This window comes from Natrialba asiatica DSM 12278 (genome assembly GCF_000337555.1).
In the GTDB taxonomy this organism is placed as follows: domain Archaea; phylum Halobacteriota; class Halobacteria; order Halobacteriales; family Natrialbaceae; genus Natrialba; species Natrialba asiatica.
This window is the reverse complement of the sequence record NZ_AOIO01000031.1, coordinates 1-19,089: the sequence shown is the minus strand read 5'-3', so window position 1 is coordinate 19,089 and position 19,089 is coordinate 1. Positions and strand designations below refer to the sequence as shown.

The window sequence follows — 19,089 nt, the reverse complement described above, 5'->3', positions numbered from 1 at the left end:
TGTCACCCTGACAGCATCTCGCTGAACTCGAAGATAACTGACGGTCGAGGGCGGCGCTGCGGTTCGATAGCCGATCAGGGGAAGCTACCCGCTTCCTCGTAGGCGTTGGCAACGCGGTCGACTGCGACGACGTATGCAGCAGTCCGTGGGTTGTCAAGATCGTATGTCTCGTAGGTATCGACGAGCGCATCGAAGGCGTCGACGATGAGCGTCTCGAGTTCGTCGTTGACACGCTGTTCGCTCCAGGAAAAGCGCTGGCGGTTCTGGACCCATTCGAAGTACGAGACGGTAACGCCGCCGGCGTTTGCGAGGATGTCCGGGATGACGAAGGTGTCCCGTTTCCGAAGTACTTCGTCGGCTTCGGGCGTCAATGGCCCGTTCGCGGCCTCGGAAATGACGTCGGCGGTGACGTCTGTGGCGAGGTCACGGTCGATTGCGTTCTCGAGTGCGGCGGGGATGAGCAGATCGACATCCATCGTGAGTACGTCCTCGTTGGTGACCTCCTCGACGCTTTCCTCGTAGCCGACGACGCTGCCGGTTTCGTTTTTGTGGCCCCTCACGGCAACCGGATCGAAGCCGTCGGGATTGTAGATACCGCCGCTGGAGTCGCTCGCGGCGACGACGGTGGCCCCCATCTCGTCGATGAGCTTGGCGGCGATCCAGCCGGCGTTCCCGTAGCCCTGGACGGCCACGGTCGCGCCCTCGAGGTCCTTGTCGAGGTAGTCGAACGCCTCGCGCGCGGCGATCACCGTCGAGCGCCCGGTCGCCTCGACGCGGCCCTCGCTGCCTCCGCTCGCGATGTTTTTCCCCGTAATGACGCCTGGCTCGGTAGTATTCTCGAGCGTCTCGTAGGTGTCCTTGATCCAGTTCATCTCCCGCTGGCCCGTGTTCACATCGGGGGCGGGAATATCGCGGTCCACACCGATGAGAGGACGAAGCTCCGTCGCGAACGACCGCGTCAGGCGTTCGAGTTCACTTACGGAGTACTCGTCCGGATCGACGATAATGCCGCCCTTGCCGCCGCCGTAAGGGATGTCGACGATGGCGCACTTGTAGACCATCCAGCCCGACAGGGCCTTGACCTCGTCGCGGGAGACGTTCGGGTGGTAGCGGATACCGCCCTTGTACGGGCCGCGGTCGCCGTTAAACTGCGAGCGGAACGCTTTGAACCGCTCGAGTTCACCGTCGTCGAGTTCGACCGTGAGGTTCGTTTCGAGAACTCGTTCCGGGTGCTTGAGTCGTTCGATGACGTCGTCGCCGATATCGAGGTGCGCCGCCGCGTCGTCGATCTGCGACTGGAGGCTCTCGAATGGGTTGATGTCTGCTACCATTATCCCCCAATTCTAACGAACCGGAAATAAGCGTGACGAAGATGTCCATAGTAAGTAAAACACAATATAAGGATTATAGATTCCATTATATTCTGTGAAATGGTACTAGGTGGCAATTCGCTCGGATCGGAGGCAGTCGGAAAAGCTAGGTGTCGGAACTGCCGTCTTCGTCCGCGGAAGCCGCCGCAGCTCGGGCCTCGATTCGTTCTGCCTGCGCGATCAGTGGCGCGTCGATCATCTGCCCGTCGACCGCGAAGACACCGCGGCCGTCAGCGTCGGCGTCTCGTTTCGCGTCCAGAACGCCTCTTGCCCACTCGAGTTCTTCAGTCGTCGGCGTGAACGCGTCGTTGATCGGGTCGACCTGGGCAGGATGAATCGCGAGTTTGCCGTCGTACCCGAGTCGAATGGCGAACTCGGTTTCGTCGATCAGTCCCGCCTCATCCCCGAAATCGGTGAAGACGGTATCGATTGCAGAACAGTCGTTCGCAGCGGCGGCGAGAACGACGCGTTCGCGGGCGTAGAGCACTTCAGTCCCGTCGTCGGTTCGCGTGGCTCCGATGTCGGCTGAGAGGTCTTCAGCGCCGAAGACGAGCGCGTCGGTTTCCGGAACGCCGGCGATGTCGGGTGCGGCGAGGACGCCGCGAGCGGTTTCGATCAACGCGAGAACGGGAACGTCAGCGGCGTCGCTGTCGAACCGTTCGAGTTCACCCGTGAGGGTTTCGACGTCGTCGGGACGCTCGACTTTCGGGAGCAACAGACTGTCGAGTCGGATGGGTCCGTGAGCGAGAAGCGCCTCGAGATCTGCGGCGACGGCCGCGGACGACGCGTTGACGCGCACGCAGACTTCACAATCCGACGCGAACTCGGGATCCGAGAGGACCTCGCGGACCGTTTCTCGGGCCGCATCTTTCCGACTGGGTGCCACCGCATCTTCGAGATCGAAGACGATCGTGTCGGCACCGGATTCGGGCGCTTTGTGGAGCATTTCCGGGCGATCACCGGGTGTGAAGAGGAGACTACGTCGTACCATGTCTCAGTGTGCGTGAAGTGGTGACGTGAAAGTAGGGATTCCGAATCTCGCCCCGTCGTGGGTACCCGAGTGCGCTCACCGATCGGTGGCTCGCTGAGACACCCCTCGTTCAAAGTGAAACGGCCGGCGTGAGGGACCGACGTCCGCCGAATCGTTTTCACTCTGAATCAGGGGTGGCGTTCTCGTGAACTCTCGATGGTTCTCACGGTAACCAGTACCTATTTTCGAACGCGATAGCGGGTGAGAGCCGGTGCAGTCGTTATCGAATCAATGAACCGGGTGTGGTCGCCCGGGGGCACCCCCGATTCAGAGTGTATCCGGTCGAGGGCCGGGTGGGGGGAGAAGAAGCGGAGTTTTGTCGTCGGTTTCGATGGAGGAAACGAGCGTGAAAGAGAGATGTATTGTTCCCGGCGAGAACGTCTGGTATCGAAATATACAATACAAAACTAGACTAGAACGAAAACGACCGGGAAAGAACGGTTACAGATCGGACAGAGCAGTTACACGCCGATCATCATTTTCTCGTCTATTTCCCGTGGCGCGCTGTTCATGTAGGTGGCGATCGAAGGGAGTACGGGAAGCATCGATGACTCAAAGGAAGCGACCGGAAACACAGCCCCTCGGAGACGGTAACGCGACTGCGTGGACGGATGCGCGCGGGCGGCTCGCGGCAGCCGATTACTACTGGCTCGCAACAGTGCATTCGGACGGTCGGCCGCACGTTCGACCGTTGCTCGCCGTCTGGGTCGCGGACGCGATGTACTTCTGTTCGGGGGCAGCCACGCGAAAGTCTGGGTATCTCACAGCCGTTCCGTCCTGCAGTCTCGCGACCGAAACGGATACGTTCCACTTCGTGGTCGAAGGCGAGGCGACGAAGCGGAGCGACGAAACCGCGCTCCAAGACGTGGCTGGCGCGTATGCGACTAAATACGAGTGGGAGGTGGAGGTTCGTGACGGTGCGTTTTACGCTGCTGGAGCCCCTACTGCGGGAGAACCGCCGTACGAGGTGTACGAAGTAACCCCGGAGACGGTCTTCGGCTTCGGTCTGGATGCCTCGGTTTCCTCGACGCGCTGGCAGTTCGAGTAGGAATGGCTCGCGGTTCCGTCCGCTTGCCGATCCGTATCGGTCTTCCCGACGATGGTTTTCTCACCAGAGGTCTTCTCGCCGGTGATCTTCTCGGCGATAGCCTTTGCCGCTCCGAACTGGACGCGCCATACAGTTACCCAGTTGATGAATTCCTCTCGTCGTATCGTTCCATTTAGGACCACTGGTACGGTACGCTCGATACCGAACCGTCGTGACCCGCACCCACCGCCGTCCGTTTCACTCTGAATAAGGGGCGGGTCCGTTCGGAGCAATAGTTCCGAGCAATAGAACACGAACCCGTGCTATACGGCGGCATCTGACGCTCACCTCGGGAAACTTCGACCAGTGCAGTTCGTTATCAGTCTGAATTCTTTCCCCTGGTTTTATAATACCTGTCTTCCAGAATGGAAGCATGGCTGATACGGCTGGTGGGGACCCGCTCTTTCAATCTCACGATCCGATCTTCAATCGGAAAGAACTCTTGCACGTCGGACACGTTCCCGATGAGGATCGAATTGTCGGCCGGGACAACGAAATTCAGTCAGTCGCTGCCGAAGTCGGCGCGATCACCCGCGGCGATCCACCGAACAACGTGATGATCTACGGCAAGACCGGTACCGGAAAGAGCCTCATCTCTCGCCACGTCGCGACGCGAGCACAGGATGCCGCTCGGGACAACGATATCGACTGTGGCGTCCTCTATGTCGACTGTTCCGAGGCGAATACGGAAACGCGGGCAACGCGACAACTCGCTCTCAACCTCAAGGAACAAACGAGCTACCAGGATCACATTCCGCTTCGCGGCGTCGGGACGATGGAGTACTACCAACACATCTGGGGGATTCTGGAGTCGTTTTTCGACGCGACGATCATCATTCTCGACGAGATCGACAAACTCGATAACAGCAACATCCTGATGCAACTCTCCCGCGCTCGCGAGGCGCGTAAAACCGACGCTTACATCGGCGTGATCGGCATCAGCAACAAGGTCCAGTACCGCGAAACGCTCGACGAACGCATCGACAGCAGTTTCGGTCATCGCGAACTGTTCTTTCACCCCTACGACGCCTCTCAGCTCCGTGAGATCATGCGAAATCGCGAGGACGCCTTCCAGCCCGACGTTCTCGAGGACGGGACGATCGAACTCTGCGCCGCCCTCGCCGCGAAGAAACACGGCGACGCCCGCAAGGCGATCGAGATTCTCAAGGAAGCGGGTGAACTCGCTCGGCGGACGGGCTCGGAGACCGTCTCCGAGAGCCACATCCAGCAGGNGATTCTCAAGGAAGCGGGTGAACTCGCTCGGCGGACGGGCTCGGAGACCGTCTCCGAGAGCCACATCCAGCAGGCCCAGGAGGTCGCCGAGATCAATCGCATCGAAGAACTAACGAGCGGGGCGACGGTTCACGCAAAACTCGCGCTCTACTCGCTCGCGAGCCGTATTATCACCGGTGATCGCGAGACGTACAAGACGCGGGAAATCTATCAGCGATACGTCGGAATCTGTGAGATGGTTGCAAACGATCCGATCACGGAGAACGGGCTGTACCGACAGCTCAAAGAACAGGCCTTTCTCGGCGTCATCGAGTCCGAAAAGACGGGCGGTGGCCGTTCGCAGGGGAGCTACCTCCTCCATCGGCTCGTGACGGATCCGAAGCACATCGTCAAGGCGGTTCGACGCGACTCTTCACTCGAAGAGTTACCAGCCTACGATCAGCTCGTGAACACCGGCGGGTCCTCGCACAAGCGCGACATCGAGACGGACCTCTCCTCGTTCTCGTGAGTTCAGTCTGAACGACGGGGGTGGGGGAAGAATTTCGCGTAAGTCCGATCGAGTTCTACCCGGGGCAGTTCGCGCCGCTTTCAGTCTGAACAGGGGGTGGGGGCGGCGAGAATCAATGCGATACCGAAGCGGAGAATCGATCGCGGTCGCGTTATGGCCAGAGGCCGCGGGCCTCGTGTGCCTCGGCGATTCGTTCGAGTGCGACGATGTAGGCAGCATCGCGCCAGGTGATATCGCGGGCGTCGTATTCGTCACGGACGCCTTCCCAGGCGCGCAGCATTTCGGTCTGGAGTTCTTCGTGGACGCGTTCGAGCCGCCAGGAGCGTCGGTTGATGTCCTGCAGCCACTCGAAGTACGAGACGGTGACGCCGCCGGCGTTGGCGAGGATGTCGGGGATGACGGGGATATCGCGCTCTTCGAAGATTTGACCCGCCGTCGAGGTCGTGGGTCCGTTTGCTCCTTCGACGATCATGTCCGCCTGGACGCGGCGAGCGTTTTCGCCGGTCAGCACGTTGCCGATTGCGGCGGGGATGAGCACGTCGACATCGAGTTCGAGGAGTTCGTCGTTCGAGAGAGACTGCGCGTCAGCGTAGCCGGAGACCATACCGGGGGTTTCGTCGTGGTCTTCGACATCGTTCGTATCGAAACCGTCCGGGTCGTAAATTGCGCCGTCGATGTCGGAGACGGCGACGATCGAGGCGCCGAGGTCGTCGAGGTAGCGGGCGGCATTCGCCCCGACGCTACCGAATCCCTGGACGGCAACGGTCGTGTCGGTAATGTCCCAGTCGTAGTAGTCGATCGCCTGTTCGGTGATGATACCGACGCTGCGGCCGGGTGCCTTCTCGCGGCCGTAAGAGCCGCCGACGACCGGGGGTTTGCCGGTGACGACGCCGGGCTCGGTTTCGCCTTCCTGCATCGAGTAGGCGTCCATGAACCAGGCCATCGTCTTCGGATCGGTGCCCATGTCTGGCGCGGGAATGTCGGTTTTCGGTCCGATGACGGGACGGAGTTCTTCCGCAAAGCGGCGGGTGAGCCGTTCCTTTTCGTCGGAGCTAAGGTCCTTGGGGTCGACGACGACGCCGCCTTTCGCGCCGCCGAATGGAAGGTCCATCACGGCGCACTTCCAGGTCATCCACATCGAGAGCCCGACGCACTCCTCCTCGTTGACGGCAGGGTGGTAGCGCAGCCCGCCCTTGTAGGGACCACGAACGCTGTCGTGGTGGGCGCGATAGCCGGTGAACATCTCGCGCGTTCCATCGTCGCGCTCGAGGGGAATCGTGACGCGGTAGACGCTCGTTGGGTGGCGGAGCCGTTCGACGATACCCTCGTCGACATCGAGATGTGCGGCCGCGCGTTCGAGTTGGCGACGGGCTGTTTCGACGGCACTTTCCTCCTCCGCTATTTCCGATTCCGTTGTCGGTTCGGCTGCTGTCATAGTCAGAGAGTGGAGTCCCCGCGTGGAACGACGATCGGACGCCCCATAGTGAATGGGCAGTCACGGCGTGACTGTCAGGCGGGTGTAGATGAGGCAGTTTCCGGTCCACTGCCATAACCCTTGTTACTCACATTTAGTTCGTGCAATACTTGCACTCGCCAGTTCAGACGGTCTGCTGTACCGGTTTCCAGGCGTACCCGCGAACCGTCCTGCGGGGGGCGCCGGAACCGACTGCCGACAGTCCGCCTCGATCAGTCTCCGGTCGATTCCGTCCTGGCGGCCCTGGACAGAGGACGTTACTTTCTCCGTCCACCGAGTTCAGCGCGACGGGCACCGGGTGACCGCGAGTTGTGGTTGCGTCCTAACCGGGGCCGTTCAAGTGTCTCCTCGTGGTGGGTCTCCGCATGAGTATCGAGAGCACGAATCCGGCGACCGGCGAGACCATCGACACCTACGAGGCGGACTCGGACACGTGGGACGACCACCTCGAGAACGCGACGGAGGCGTTCGACGAGTGGCGGACGGTCTCCATCGAGACGCGCCAGCAACTGCTCGCCGCCGCCGGCGACGTGCTTCGAGACGGCAGCGAGGAGTACGCGGAACTGATGACGGCGGAGATGGGAAAACCGATCGACCAGGCGCGTTCGGAGGTCGAGAAGTGCGCGTGGGTCTGTGACTACTACGCCGAGCACGCGGCCGAGTTCTTAGGGGACGAGGTCGTTGCCGGCGACCCGAACGCGCGGACGGTCGTCGCTCACCAGCCGCTGGGGCCGATACTCGCGATCATGCCGTGGAACTTCCCGTTCTGGCAGGTGTTTCGATTCGCCGCGCCGAACCTCGTCGCGGGTAACGTCGGCCTGTTGAAACACGCCTCGAACGTCCCCGGCTGTGCGCGCGCCATCGAGGACGTGTTCCGCGAAGCGGGCTTCCCGGAGAACGTCTTTTCCACGCTGTTGATCGGTTCCGACGAGATCGACGCGGTGATCGAAGACGACCGCATCGCCGGCGTTACGCTCACCGGCAGCGACGGGGCGGGCCGAGCCGTCGCCGAAACCGCCGGCAGCGAACTCAAAAAGACCGTTCTCGAACTCGGCGGCAGCGACCCCTTCGTCGTGCTCGAGGACGCCCCGATGGACGAGACCGTCGAGACGGCGGTCCAGGCCCGACTGCTGAACTCGGGGCAGTCGTGCATCGCAGCCAAGCGGTTCATCGTCGTCGAGGACGTCTACGACGAGTTCATGGATCGGTTCGTCGAGGAGATGGACGACCAGGTCGTCGGCGATCCGATGGCCGAGGAGACGGACATCGGCCCGCAGGCCCGCGACGACTTGGCCGATCAGCTTCACGAGCAAGTCCAAGAGACGGTCGATCGGGGCGGCGAGGTTCGACTGGGCGGCGAGCCGATGGACCGCGAGGGTGCCTTCTACCCGCCGACGGTACTGACGGACGTTCCCGCGGACGCGCCCGCCGACAGCGAGGAACTGTTCGGCCCCGTCGCGACGGTGTTTCGCGTCCCCGACGAGGACGCCGCGATCGAGAAGGCGAACGACACTCGGTTCGGACTGGGAGCGAGCGTTTGGACCGCGGATCTGGACCGCGGCGAGCGCGTCGCCCGCGAGTTCGAATCCGGCCTGGCGTTCGTCAACGAACTCGTCAAGTCGGACCCGCGACTGCCCTTCGGCGGGGTGAAAGATTCGGGCTACGGTCGCGAACTCGCGCGAGAGGGCATTCGCGAGTTCGTGAACACGAAGACGATCTGGGTGCAGCAGNGAAAGATTCGGGCTACTGTCGCGAACTCGCGCGAGAGGGCATTCGCGAGTTCGTGAACACGAAGACGATCTGGGTGCAGCAGGAAGCGGGTGAGGAGACGGATCTGGTCGAGTAACGCGCTCGCTCGTCCGCACGAGCGGGCGCAGTGAAAAACAGTGTCCCGACCGGTGACTGCGCCGGGATACGAATACGATATCGCAGCCGCCCGTACCAAAACTCGACGCACGGCACTAGTTTTTTGGTGGCCCTGCCCCACTGCGACTCTATGACCGGGCTGTACTACGAGGAGTTCACAGTCGGCGAGACGATCGCCCACGAGCGTCGGCGAACGATTTCGGAAAGCGACAACCAACGGTTCTGCGATATGACGATGAACCAGCAACCGCTGCATCTCGACGCCGAGTTCGCGGGCGACACCGAGTTCGGCGAACGGCTGGTTAACGGGCTCTACACCATGAGTCTCGCCGTCGGCGTTTCGATCCCCGAGACGACCGACGGCACTATCGTCGCGAACCTCTCGTACGACAACGTCGAACATCCCCAGCCGGTCTTTCACGGCGATACCATCCGCGCCCGATCGACGGTCACGGACAAGCGCGAGACCAGCGACGGCGAGCGCGGCGTCGTCACCATGCGCGTCGAGGTCTTCAACCAGGACGACGACCTCGTCTGCGCGTTCGACCGGACCGTCCTCTCGTTGAAACGAGAGTTCGCCGACGACCCCACCCAATGAGCGAGCCACAGACCGACGCCGATCTGGAGTGGCTCACGATAGACGACGACGAAGAACTCGTCTGGGAGAGCGGTCCGGATCGGCGAACGCTCCTGCCGGTGGTACTCATCGGCATTCCGCTCTCGATCGTGCTGATCGGACTCGTCATCATCGCGGCCGAGTATCTCCGCGTCACGAACACCCAGTACGTCGTCACGAACCGTGCGCTCTACCGGAAGACGGGTATCATCTCGCGAGACGTCAAGCGCATCGAACACGAGAAGGTACAGGACAGTTCCTACTCGCAGTCCGCCCTCGGAACGCGACTCGGCTACGGAACGGTCGAGATCAGCACTGCGGGCGGGTCGGGCGTCGAAATGTCGTTCAACTCGGTGCCGGACCCGACGGGAGTACAGCAACTGCTCAGCGAACGACTCGACCGAACACGACGCGGTCGCCGCGAGCGAGGAGCACCCCAACGGACCGATTCCGAACCGCAAGGAGGCAGTGACGCTACAAAAGCGGACGTACTCGTCGATATTCGCACTGAACTCCGGACGATCCGCGAACTGCTGGAGGAGCCGGAGGGCGCTCACGGGACCGGCCCCTCGGACGACCGTGACCGCCACGCAGGAACTGGTGCTCGCACGGAAACCGAGCGAACCCCCACCCACGACAACACAGGGACGGACGACGACAACACAGGCGCGAACAAGACGCGCACGCACACGTACGACGACCACTCGACCGGATCATGAACTCACACGATGGCGCGTCCGGTAACTCTGCCGGCAAACGCGACGCTGCAGCCGGTTCTCCGGGTCCATCCGACTCCACGGCTCTCGGTGACGCCGAACTCGCCTGGCTCGCACTCGCTCCCGACGAACCCATCCGGTGGCGTGGCCGCCCGCGTATCCAGACTATCTATCCCTGGCTCGCCGTCACACTCCTGGGAACGCTCACACTCCTCGCCGCCGTCGTCCGTGAACTCGTTCCCTGGCAGGGGCTCCTTCTGGTGGTTCTCCTTGTCGTTCCGACGGCCTGGCAGTACGCGCGTCTCTCGCGAACGGTATTCGTGATCACGGCGCGGCGAGTTGCGATCAGGCAGGGAGTGCTCGGCCGCTCCGTCCGAACGGTTTCACTCGAACACATCCAGAATACGACGGTCACGCAGGGCGTCGCCGGTCGGTTCGTCGGGTACGGCACCGTCTCGATCGATACCGCCGGCGGCACGCTCCTCGCGTTCTGGAACGTCGATGACCCGAGTTCAGTTCGGCGGACGCTCAATCGGTATCGGTCCCGGTGTCGTGATCGGCGACTGCAAAGTGAGGCCGTCTCGCGCTCGGCTCGCTCGGAGCCGATTCCGGGGACGCTCGCGCAGTGGCAGGCGGTCCGCGAGGAGGTTCGTGCGGCGCGCCGGGCGCTCGATGAACGCGAAACGGTTCGGTGATAGCGTCGGTGAAAACCGGTCAGTTTGTGCGGCGTCGGTCGGGCGATATCAGACGACCGTCGAGATCATGTAGACGTTGATGCCGACGGCGAGCGTCCACGGAATCGCGAGGCCGGCCGGAACGACAGCCCGGTACGTTGGCGGAAGCAGGGGTCGACAGGCGAGTCCGACGGCCAGTGCGCCGGCTTTGAGCGCGAGCATTCCGATGACGCCGTAGCCCGCGATTGCGCTGTGAGCGACCGGGTTCGACTCCGTCAGACCGAGATGCAGGCCGACGAAGGTCGTGAGTACGTCTCCGATGAGCGAAACGGCGACGAGTCCCCAGAGCAATCGTTCGAGTTCGGATGGCGTAACGGCGACCGACAATCCGCGAGAGCGGAGGTCGCGGTTGAATTGCATAGACTCTCGCCCGGAATCGAACCGGGAGCGGCCCGACGCGGGCCGCGTTCCCATCGAGAGGCGCTCTCGCGATCGATGGGTCACGAAGCGGCGGTATTGTTATCCGAACCATAGATCGGTATCATCGGTCATTACGGCCGAGTAAGCGGTGATAAACTCGAACGAGGGTGCGGACGAATACGGGCGGCAGAAATGCTGTAGAGAGTCTCCGGCCAGTTGCTCACGGGTATTCGCGGTAGTCACAGCGAGAGCGGACGACGAGTCGAGCCACCCGTTTCCCGACAGGGCGGCAACTCCCTCGAACAGGCGAAGAGAGGTGCGTGCGGGAACGGCTGGCACGACTCACGTCGCGGTGTGTCGGTTCGGTGGTGTCTCCGCGGTCACCAACACGGAGACGAGTTCGGGTAGTGGCTCGGAACCCACGAACGGTTGCGTTCAGTGAGACAGATATTATAAGCAAATTCTCCCCTATAATAGGTATCAGATACTTTATTTGTAGCGGACAAAATGGTAGCGACTGCAGGCAAAACGGCTATTCGCAGTTCGCTCGATCCTACGAGGCGTACTGGAGTGACCCGTGTACGTGAATATTAGCTTTAGCGTGAGGGGGTGGAACCGAAGACGGAACCGGCTATCAGCTTATGTCAGAGGAGAGTAATTCGGGAACTGTTCAGCGACTATCGACGCTCCGTGAGCAACTCGATGGGGGAATGGACCGCCGCGAGTTCATTCGGACGCTTGCGACCGGCGGGTACGCGATCGGGGTCGCTCAGTTTCTCGGTGTCGATGATTTTCTTTCGGCCGGCGATGGGGAGGTTCCGGTCGTCACTGCGCTGGTCAGGGAAGATCCGGACGATCCCTGGTCGCTGACAGAGCGGACGCGATACGTCCCCGCGGAGTGGTACGCTGCCGTCAAGAAAGCGTTCGAACTGAACGAACTCCTTGCACGGGTAGCCTTCACCGGGTATTTAGGTAGCGCGGTCGTCCCCGGTTCCTACGAGAACGGGACGGCCGCCGTCTCGGTCGGTATCTCGCGGGACTGGGTGTCACTGCGCGAGTTCATCGAACGGCTCATTGCCGGCTTCCCGGTCGATATCGAGACGATTTTCGAGGGAGACGATTTCGACGACGAGGGTATCGATGACCTCGACGATCTCGAGGGGGGTGCGGATTCGTTCGAACCGCGACTCGTCGAACAGGCCCACAGTGGCTATGCTCCGAGCGGCGTTGCCTGTGAGACAGCCACGAGTCTGGCGACGCTCGGACCAGCACTGTATCACCCGGAGACGGAACAGTCGCTCTTCGTCACCGCGAATCACGCCTTCAAGTCGGCATCCGAAGATGAGACGCACCTCACGCTGCCCGTCGAGGGCGGCGATCCGGTCGCGATCGGCACGCTCTCAGCTACCCACCCCGTCCTCGACCTCGCGACGGTCGAACCGACCAGTGAACTCGAGCCGACGAGTCTAATCGACTCGCCATCGCCATTACGCGTGCGCGGACAGTACACGAGATTCGGCCTTGCAGATCTCATGGCTCGCGGCGAGCGCCTCGAGAAAGTCGGTGCGATGACCGGCCATACGACCGGCGCCATTCAAGGAATCGATGCCGTTACCTGCTTCACGGAGGCGTTCTGTCGGCGTGGACAGATTCGTTGGGGCGGTGAAATGGACCTGACCGACGGTGATAGCGGCTCGGTTAGCTTTCACGAAGATCCAGACGGCGAGGACGGCGATGTCCTGATTGCGGGATTCAACAACGCTCGTACCTGGTGGCCCGGCCAGAGTTACGTCTGGGGCGTTAGTGCGTACAAGATGACTGAACGCCATGGCTATCACTTCTAACAAACAACCGGCCAGCGAACTGCCCTCGACGAGTACGTACTGCCGTGAATACCGCTCGGTGAACGATGAGTGACCGACGATCACCCCACGAACGCGATCGAGAGCCAACGCGCGTCCGGCGTCAGACTACTGGCTCCGGTCCCACCGCCGGATCCGACGCCGACGGTAGTTCCGGGGGTGCGTCCACGGATGGGACAGCGATCGCCTCTCGGTCCGACTCCGGGCGTTCACCGGCTGAAGCAGGACTGGGGAGTGTCGCCATGACCGCCCTCAAGATCGTTGTCGATGCTATCGCGGTTCTGGCTCTCGTCCTGCTGCTGACGCTGGTCGCCCTCCGAACCGGGATACCGCGGGCGGCGTTCTACGGACTGGTCGCGGTCTCCGTCGGCGGCTACGTTTTCATAACTCGGCCCTGGCTCAGTAACTGAGCCCCAACTGGAGCGACGGTCTCGCCGTCGGCAAGCGTTTGCCGCACCCACGCAGCTATCGAGAACCAACTATCGAAAACCGACGAGACGCATCGGACAGCGTCGAATAGCATCGAGAAGCAGCGAACGGCTACCGATGCGACCGATCTCCCTCGGCTACATCCGTGTATCCGCGAGTTCAGCTTCGAGGCGATCGATCAGCGCGTCGTTGCCGACGAACACCGGCGTCCGCTCGTGGATGTCGTCGGCGTTCGGATCAACCGTCAACAGCGACTGGTGCCCGTTCGAGGACCTGCCGCCCGCCCGTTCGACGATGTAACCGATCGGATTGCCTTCGAACTGCAACCGAAGCTTCCCCTCCGGACGGGAGACGAGTCCCGGATAGCCGAACACCCCGCCGTAGGTCAGCACCTGATTGATATCGCCGATCATCGCACCACCGTACCGGAGTTTGTACTCCTGTTCGATCGCACGAGCGTAACTCCTGAACTCGTCGGTCCAGTCGGGAACGCGGCCGCCGAAGCCGTAGACGACGGGATCCTCGGGGAGCGTCACGTCGCGGCGAACGAGTCGTCGCTCGCCACCCGTCAATTCGTACTCCAGGACGGTCTCGTCGGTCGCCAGGACCATCGTCGTGATCGGTCCGTAGAGCACGTACGCCGCCGCAACGAGTTCATCGCCGCGGGCTGGCAGGGGAGCGTCGTAGATGCCGACGATGGTCCCCATGGCGTTGTTCGATTTGAGGTTCGAGGAGCCGTCGAGCGGGTCGACTGCGACGGCGTAGCCGTCCCCGGTCGAGGTATCGCCCCCGCAGTCGAGAACCGTGTCTCGCTCTTCGCTTGCGTACTGACTGATGCCATCGATCGAGGAGAGACGGTCCGCGAGCAGATCATCCGCCCAGATGTCGGCCTCCATCTGGGTTTCGCCGCTCGGGTTCTCGGCGTTTGCGCTCCCGCGGCGACCGATCAGTCCCTGTCGAATCTCCCTTACCGAGCGACTGAGCGTCGTGATGACGCTCTCGACGATCGGATCGGATACCGTCATGCAGCGTTAGTCCTCGAGTGCAGCGTCGGCGGTTTCCTCCTCGTAAATAACCTTTTCGAGCGCATCGAGGAGGCGGGTTGGGTCATCGCGCTGCCAGACGTTCCGGCCGACGGCAAGGCCGGTGCAGCCGGCGTTGACCGCCGCCTCGACCGTCGAAAGGAACTCGTAATCCGAGGTTTTCGAGCCGCCGCTCATGACGACGTTCATATCGCCCGCAGCCTTGCAGGCGCGTTGCATCGCCTCGGGGCTGCCGGGATACTTGACCTTCGCAATGTCAGCCCCGAGTTCGAGCGCGATGCGGCTGGCGTAGGCGATCGTGCCCGGTTTGGTGTCGTTCTTGAGCCCCTGTCCGCGCGGGTAGGACCACATGACGACCGGCAGGTCGTGCTCGCGGGCCTTTTCCTGGGCCTTACGGAACTCTTCGTACATCTCGACTTCGTGGTTCGAGCCGCTGTAGACGGTAAAGCCGATGGCGTCGGCCCCCACCTCTGCGGCGTAGTCGACCGACCAGTTGATCGAGGAGTCGGGTTCGCCCATCCACATGTTCGAGGTGCCGTTGAGTTTGGCCAGCAGATTCACGTCGTCCTCGTAGCTCGGGTAGTACCCCTCCGCGATTCCCTTCTGGACGGCCATCGCGGTGACGGCGTCGTGGGTCGCCGTCTCGAAGACCGTCTCCGGGTCGAGTTTCTCCGGCACGTCCGCGAAATCGGTCGGTCCGTGTTCCAGCCCGTGGTCCATCGCGAGGATCAGTGTTTTACCGTCACGAACGATCGGGGAATCGTCGATCGGAATCATCTGTTTGATGGTCCACTAGGCCGCTATATATCTCTGATGGTCCGTATTATCGAAATTACTTATTTGGGTAGTAAGTGTTCGGAACCGACGTCCAGTCCGGCGTTTGTGAACTGGTTACACTCGTCAGTACGCGGTTAGTTGATGACTTCGCGCGCGTTGTGACGCCATGTCCGAACGTGGAGCACGTCGAGTTCGAGGAGGCGGGCAACGGTCGCGGCGTTGATCGTCGCCAACCGTTCCGCGGAGCGGATGCCCGCCTCGGCGAGCGTTTCGGCGTCGTTCGGGCCGACTCCGGTCACCGTCGTCACCGGCGTTGGTCGCGGCCAGGGTCGGTTCCCGCCGTCGCGTTCGGCGTCTGTCCGGTCCCCGCCGATCCCGGTTGCCCCGTCATCATCGGCGTCGGGGGCCATCCCCTCGAAGGTCTGCCACGCCTCGTCACCGCTCGCTGCGATCCAGGCGCGTTCGGCCGCCCCGAGCCCGCGAACCTCGTTCGAGCGTCGGTCGAGGTTGTGGTCGTCGTCCGTCTGGAACGACCACGGCAGCGAAAACCGTCGCCGAAGGCAGTCTGCGAGGTCTTCGTCGATTTCCGTTTCGAGCAGCATCTGGTAGGAGTACTCCTTGTTCGCAACTGCCTCGGGCTCGATATCCGCGGCCGCAAGCGACGCCCGTTCTGCGGATTCGAACCGCGAGTTCGATCTGGGCATTCCCTGTGACCGCCCAGTCGTCTCCACCTCGAACACCTCGTCGGCATCGGGGTCGACCTCGAGTTCGATACCGAGGCCGATGCCGAGGCTGATCGTTCGCGTTCCGGCGTCCGTTTCCCGCGTCCCGCTTTCGGCGGTGTCGGTTCTGCTGGCGTCGGCGTCGTCGTTGGCGTCAGCATCACTATCGGACCCGTTATCGCGCTCACTCCCGCCGTCTTCGGCCCTCGTTGCGACCGCCGATCGACCGGTATCGTCCTCGTGTTGGCTTCCCGTTCTCGTCCCCGTACCCCGCTCTCGGCCGCGCCCCGAACTCGGTTCCCCCGACTCGGTTACGAACTGTTCTTTACTCACGCGAGTCACCGCTCGTCTGTAGCTCTCACCGTCTAGCCTTGAAACTTGTCCTCGAGTTGACTCCCGTCAGACGCGTTCGTGTCGCGAACGGCGGGCGGGAGACGGACGCTGTGCCGGACTCAGGACACTCGGGATGAACTCGGTGGTTTGCCTATCGACTATCCTGACAGACAGCTCGTACAACAGGTCGCTGATCACGTTCCCAGCGACGATCGTTCAACTGATCCAAACAATTATAATTTCCAACACCAATCGTGGGCTATGCTCTCACTCCGGTCCCCCGCTGTGGTCGTGCGTTCGGCGCTCGCCCTCTCTTTCGTCGCCCTCTGTTGTCTCACGACCGTCTCGCTCGTCGCTGCTGCCCCACCACCGCTGTCCATCTGCGGCGTCTGCGGTCCGGACTCGATCGACGGAGCGTCCGGGCCGGGAACGCTCGACATCCACGTCGACGACGCCGGGGACTCGCGCTGGGTCGCTCGCGTCCCCGTCAACCACACGGCGGCCGAAACCTACCGGACGAACACCACCGCACTCGAGACCGCCGTCGAGGACGGCTGGCACCGCTACGACGTCGCCGCCGACGATGCTCGGGACATCACGCCGTCGATCGAGCCCGAAAGCCGGACGGTCCGCGTCAACTATACCGTTCCGGCCGTCGCGAGTTCAGCGGTCGGCGACGGCTGGGTTCTCGATTACTTCTACGCCGGCGACACGTCCGACCGGTACGACCTCGTCGCCGAGCGCGTTTCGATCCATCTGCCGGAGGGGTACGCGGCGACGAACTCGCCATCGAGTTCCGCCGCCGAGGATGGGACGCTGACGTGGGCTCGCGATTACGTCGCAGACGAGTTCGCCACTGACGAGTTCGGCAGTCGCACGTACGTCACCTACGGACCGACCGGCGTTGCCGGCACGCTCGCTTCCTGGGGTGGGGCGGCGGTGACGTTCGGGCCGCTGGTAACGGCACACGCCGTCCGCGCCGGCGTCGTCCCCGTCGTCGTTCTCGGTTTTGCAATCGGTACGACGAGGCAGTTCGGGATCGGACGGGTCGGGATGTTCGGCGCTCGGCGATCGATCAGCGCCCATGGTCAAACTGCGATCGAGACGGGCTGTGCTGCACTCGGTCTCTCCTCCGGACGACGAACGCTTTCGCTGCTCGCGTTCGGCGCGGGGGCCGTCCTCACCGTCGGAACCTGGATTGCGTTCGGATTCGCGAATGCGGTCCTCGTCGGTTCGTTCGTCCTCGCCGCCGCATCGTTCCTCCCGCTCGGGCACGCGCTCGAACGCGGCGATACCGCTGCTGTGTGGGGTTACAGCGGACTCGCCGTTTTGGGGCCGCTCGCAGTAGCGACCGCCTTCGCGCCGTATGGTAGTTCGCTTTCACTGCTGTACGTCGTCGTCTTGCTGTTCCTCCCGTGGTCGCTCGGGGCCGGCCTCGTCGGATACGTCCTCTCGCTGATCGGACGGCGCGTGGCAGCGGAGTGATCCTCGTCGTCGTCACTCACCGTCGGCACGTCCAATCGTCGACACGCCTTCTGCGCCGTAGAATTCGACGGTTAGTTGTGGTGAAGCGGCTGCTCGGCCATTTTGCTCCGGAGTTCGTCGAGCCGCGAGCGGGACGTGCCCTCCTCGAACTGCTGGATCAGCGCATAGACCTCTGCGCGCGCGATCTTTACGTTCCCCTCCTCGACGACATCCTCGGGACGTTCGCGCAGTTCGCGCATCGTCCCGACTGCGAGCAGATACGGAATCGCCCACGCCGAAAGGCGGTTTCCGTGGCATTCGGGGACGACCTCGAGATACCGCTGGGCATCGTCGAGATAGGTTTCCGCGCGGCCCGTAATTCGTTTGACGACGTTCGTCACGCCGCTTTTGTTTTCCACCTCGGTGACGGCCTCGACGTCGACATCTTCCTCGGCCAGCCACTCGGCGGGGAGATAGACGTTGTTTTCCTCGTGGTAGTCCGTCTCAACGTCCTTGGCGATGTTGACGAGTTGTAAGAGTAACGCGAACGATCGGGCGTTGTCCCGCATCTCTGCTGCTCGCTCCGGGGAGGCACCGCGGGCGACCAGTCCGGTGATGAGCGTCCCCACGGTCCCGGCGGCGTACCAGCAGTACTCCTCGAGTTCGTCGAGCGTCTGGAGGCGCAGTCCGCCCTCGTCGGCGTACCGGTCGGTGAACATCGCCATCCCGTCGACGAGTTCACGAACGGGTTCGCGCATGATCTCGCGGGGTTCCTCGTCGAGGGTTTCGAACGTGGCTAACACGCGCGGCGTGTTGGCGACGACCTCCCAGTCGTTGGATCGGTTTTCCGGACCGGGGAGCCACGGCTCGATGTCGTCCATGAACGACTCCAGGGAGTGTGCCGCATTCGGGTCGAGCAGGCGGTCGTACGTCGAGAGTAGGGCAGTCTGTTCTGCCGGCGGAATGTGGCCCGCGTCCTCGATCGTATCAGCAACCCGACACAAGAGGTAGCCCAGGCAGATGTGCTTCGCCATTGGTTCCTCGAGTCGGTCGATTGTGATCGAGAAGGTCCGCGAAACGCCATGAACCGCATCGTAACACCACTCCATGTCGGCGTCAGTTGTGTGTTCGGACTGGCCCGTAGTCATCTACTCGCTCCTATTTCGACCCCATCCCGGAAAAACACCGCGGTCCAAACATTTCATTCTGTTGGAACTCGCGCCACGGAATCATCGCCGTCGGCACCCGTGGCACCCACTCACCCCGGCAGTCCTCGGGACTAACACTATCCCCCTTCTCGCCGACGGGTACGTATGGCGGACACCACCGATTCGAATACGACCGTCCTCGTCGCCGGCTCCCACGGACAGGTCGGCCAGCACGTCACGACTGAACTCGTCGCGAGCGATCACGCCGTCCGCGCGATGGTCCGGGCGGACGACCAGGTCGAGGAGATGGAAGCGAT

General features: G+C 62.5%; 18 protein-coding genes. 10 read left to right on the top strand and 8 right to left on the bottom strand.

The window, feature by feature from the left end:
- Positions 1-74: 74 nt before the first annotated feature.
- Both C481_RS13320 and C481_RS13315 read right to left on the bottom strand, forming a co-directional pair.
- Positions 75-1,331 carry a Glu/Leu/Phe/Val family dehydrogenase gene (locus C481_RS13320; protein ID WP_006109753.1) on the bottom strand — a complete coding sequence of 419 codons (1,257 nt, stop codon included), beginning with the start codon at positions 1,329-1,331 and terminating at the stop codon, positions 75-77.
- Positions 1,332-1,476: 145 nt separating this feature from the next.
- Positions 1,477-2,361: an HpcH/HpaI aldolase/citrate lyase family protein gene (locus C481_RS13315; protein WP_083860918.1), complete on the bottom strand. Its 885-nt coding sequence runs from the start codon at positions 2,359-2,361 to the stop codon at positions 1,477-1,479.
- 586 nt (positions 2,362-2,947) lie between these two features.
- Between C481_RS13315 and C481_RS13310 the strand changes: the two genes are divergently transcribed.
- Together C481_RS13310 and C481_RS13305 are read left to right on the top strand one after the other, a co-directional pair.
- Entirely contained in the window at positions 2,948-3,448 is a 501-nt protein-coding gene (locus tag C481_RS13310) for a pyridoxamine 5'-phosphate oxidase family protein (protein ID WP_006109751.1), read from the top strand.
- 412 nt (positions 3,449-3,860) lie between these two features.
- Entirely contained in the window at positions 3,861-5,228 is a 1,368-nt protein-coding gene (locus C481_RS13305) for a Cdc6/Cdc18 family protein (RefSeq protein ID WP_006109750.1), read from the top strand.
- A 151-nt stretch (positions 5,229-5,379) separates the two neighbouring features.
- Here C481_RS13305 and gdhB read toward each other — a convergent pair whose 3' ends face one another.
- Complete coding sequence (gene gdhB / locus C481_RS13300) at positions 5,380-6,663, bottom strand: glutamate dehydrogenase GdhB (RefSeq protein ID WP_006109749.1); 1,284 nt, start codon at positions 6,661-6,663, stop codon at positions 5,380-5,382.
- A gap of 404 nt (positions 6,664-7,067) precedes the next feature.
- Here gdhB and C481_RS13295 point away from each other — a divergent pair, with 404 nt between their 5' ends.
- The 4 genes from C481_RS13295 to C481_RS13280 all read left to right on the top strand — a co-directional run bounded on the left by C481_RS13295 (position 7,068) and on the right by C481_RS13280 (position 10,595).
- Entirely contained in the window at positions 7,068-8,489 is a 1,422-nt protein-coding gene (locus C481_RS13295; RefSeq protein ID WP_006109748.1) for an NAD-dependent succinate-semialdehyde dehydrogenase, read from the top strand.
- Positions 8,490-8,680: 191 nt separating this feature from the next.
- Positions 8,681-9,166, top strand: a complete 486-nt coding sequence (locus C481_RS13290) for a MaoC family dehydratase (RefSeq protein ID WP_338043605.1) — start codon at positions 8,681-8,683, stop codon at positions 9,164-9,166.
- Positions 9,163-9,903 (top strand): PH domain-containing protein, encoded by a 741-nt coding sequence (locus C481_RS13285; protein ID WP_006109746.1) that lies wholly within the window; start codon positions 9,163-9,165, stop codon positions 9,901-9,903. Before C481_RS13290 ends, C481_RS13285 begins: the two co-directional genes overlap by 4 nt.
- Positions 9,900-10,595 carry a PH domain-containing protein gene (locus tag C481_RS13280; protein WP_006109745.1) on the top strand — a complete coding sequence of 232 codons (696 nt, stop codon included), beginning with the start codon at positions 9,900-9,902 and terminating at the stop codon, positions 10,593-10,595. The genes C481_RS13285 and C481_RS13280 overlap by 4 nt, the downstream gene beginning before the upstream one ends.
- A gap of 48 nt (positions 10,596-10,643) precedes the next feature.
- Here the strand turns inward: C481_RS13280 and C481_RS13275 are convergent, their stop codons facing one another.
- Positions 10,644-10,994, bottom strand: coding sequence for a DUF5658 family protein (locus C481_RS13275; RefSeq protein WP_049904659.1), 351 nt, complete (start codon positions 10,992-10,994; stop codon positions 10,644-10,646).
- A 710-nt stretch (positions 10,995-11,704) separates the two neighbouring features.
- On the opposite strand from C481_RS13275, the gene C481_RS13270 reads away from it, so the two are divergent.
- Positions 11,705-12,838: a hypothetical protein gene (locus tag C481_RS13270; protein ID WP_006109743.1), complete on the top strand. Its 1,134-nt coding sequence runs from the start codon at positions 11,705-11,707 to the stop codon at positions 12,836-12,838.
- 260 nt (positions 12,839-13,098) lie between these two features.
- Complete coding sequence (locus C481_RS22235; RefSeq protein ID WP_169331457.1) at positions 13,099-13,266, top strand: hypothetical protein; 168 nt, start codon at positions 13,099-13,101, stop codon at positions 13,264-13,266.
- Positions 13,267-13,422: 156 nt separating this feature from the next.
- Here the strand turns inward: C481_RS22235 and C481_RS13265 are convergent, their stop codons facing one another.
- From C481_RS13265 to C481_RS13255, 3 genes are all read right to left on the bottom strand, one after another.
- Positions 13,423-14,310: a class 1 fructose-bisphosphatase gene (locus C481_RS13265; protein WP_006109742.1), complete on the bottom strand. Its 888-nt coding sequence runs from the start codon at positions 14,308-14,310 to the stop codon at positions 13,423-13,425.
- Positions 14,311-14,316: 6 nt separating this feature from the next.
- Positions 14,317-15,105 carry a class I fructose-bisphosphate aldolase gene (locus C481_RS13260; protein WP_006109741.1) on the bottom strand — a complete coding sequence of 263 codons (789 nt, stop codon included), beginning with the start codon at positions 15,103-15,105 and terminating at the stop codon, positions 14,317-14,319.
- Positions 15,106-15,239: 134 nt separating this feature from the next.
- On the bottom strand, positions 15,240-16,160 hold the full coding sequence (locus C481_RS13255) for a helix-hairpin-helix domain-containing protein (RefSeq protein WP_006109740.1): 921 nt from the start codon (positions 16,158-16,160) through the stop codon (positions 15,240-15,242).
- A 261-nt stretch (positions 16,161-16,421) separates the two neighbouring features.
- Between C481_RS13255 and C481_RS13250 the strand changes: the two genes are divergently transcribed.
- A complete protein-coding gene (locus C481_RS13250) occupies positions 16,422-17,645 on the top strand; it encodes a hypothetical protein (RefSeq protein ID WP_006109739.1) in 1,224 nt (407 codons plus the stop codon).
- 71 nt (positions 17,646-17,716) lie between these two features.
- On the opposite strand, the gene C481_RS13245 is transcribed toward C481_RS13250, so the two are convergent.
- A complete protein-coding gene (locus C481_RS13245) occupies positions 17,717-18,772 on the bottom strand; it encodes a phytoene/squalene synthase family protein (RefSeq protein WP_006109738.1) in 1,056 nt (351 codons plus the stop codon).
- Positions 18,773-18,937: 165 nt separating this feature from the next.
- Here C481_RS13245 and C481_RS13240 point away from each other — a divergent pair.
- Positions 18,938-19,089, top strand: a 152-nt coding sequence (locus C481_RS13240) for an NAD(P)H-binding protein (protein ID WP_006109737.1), incomplete at its 3' end; no start/stop codon positions are given.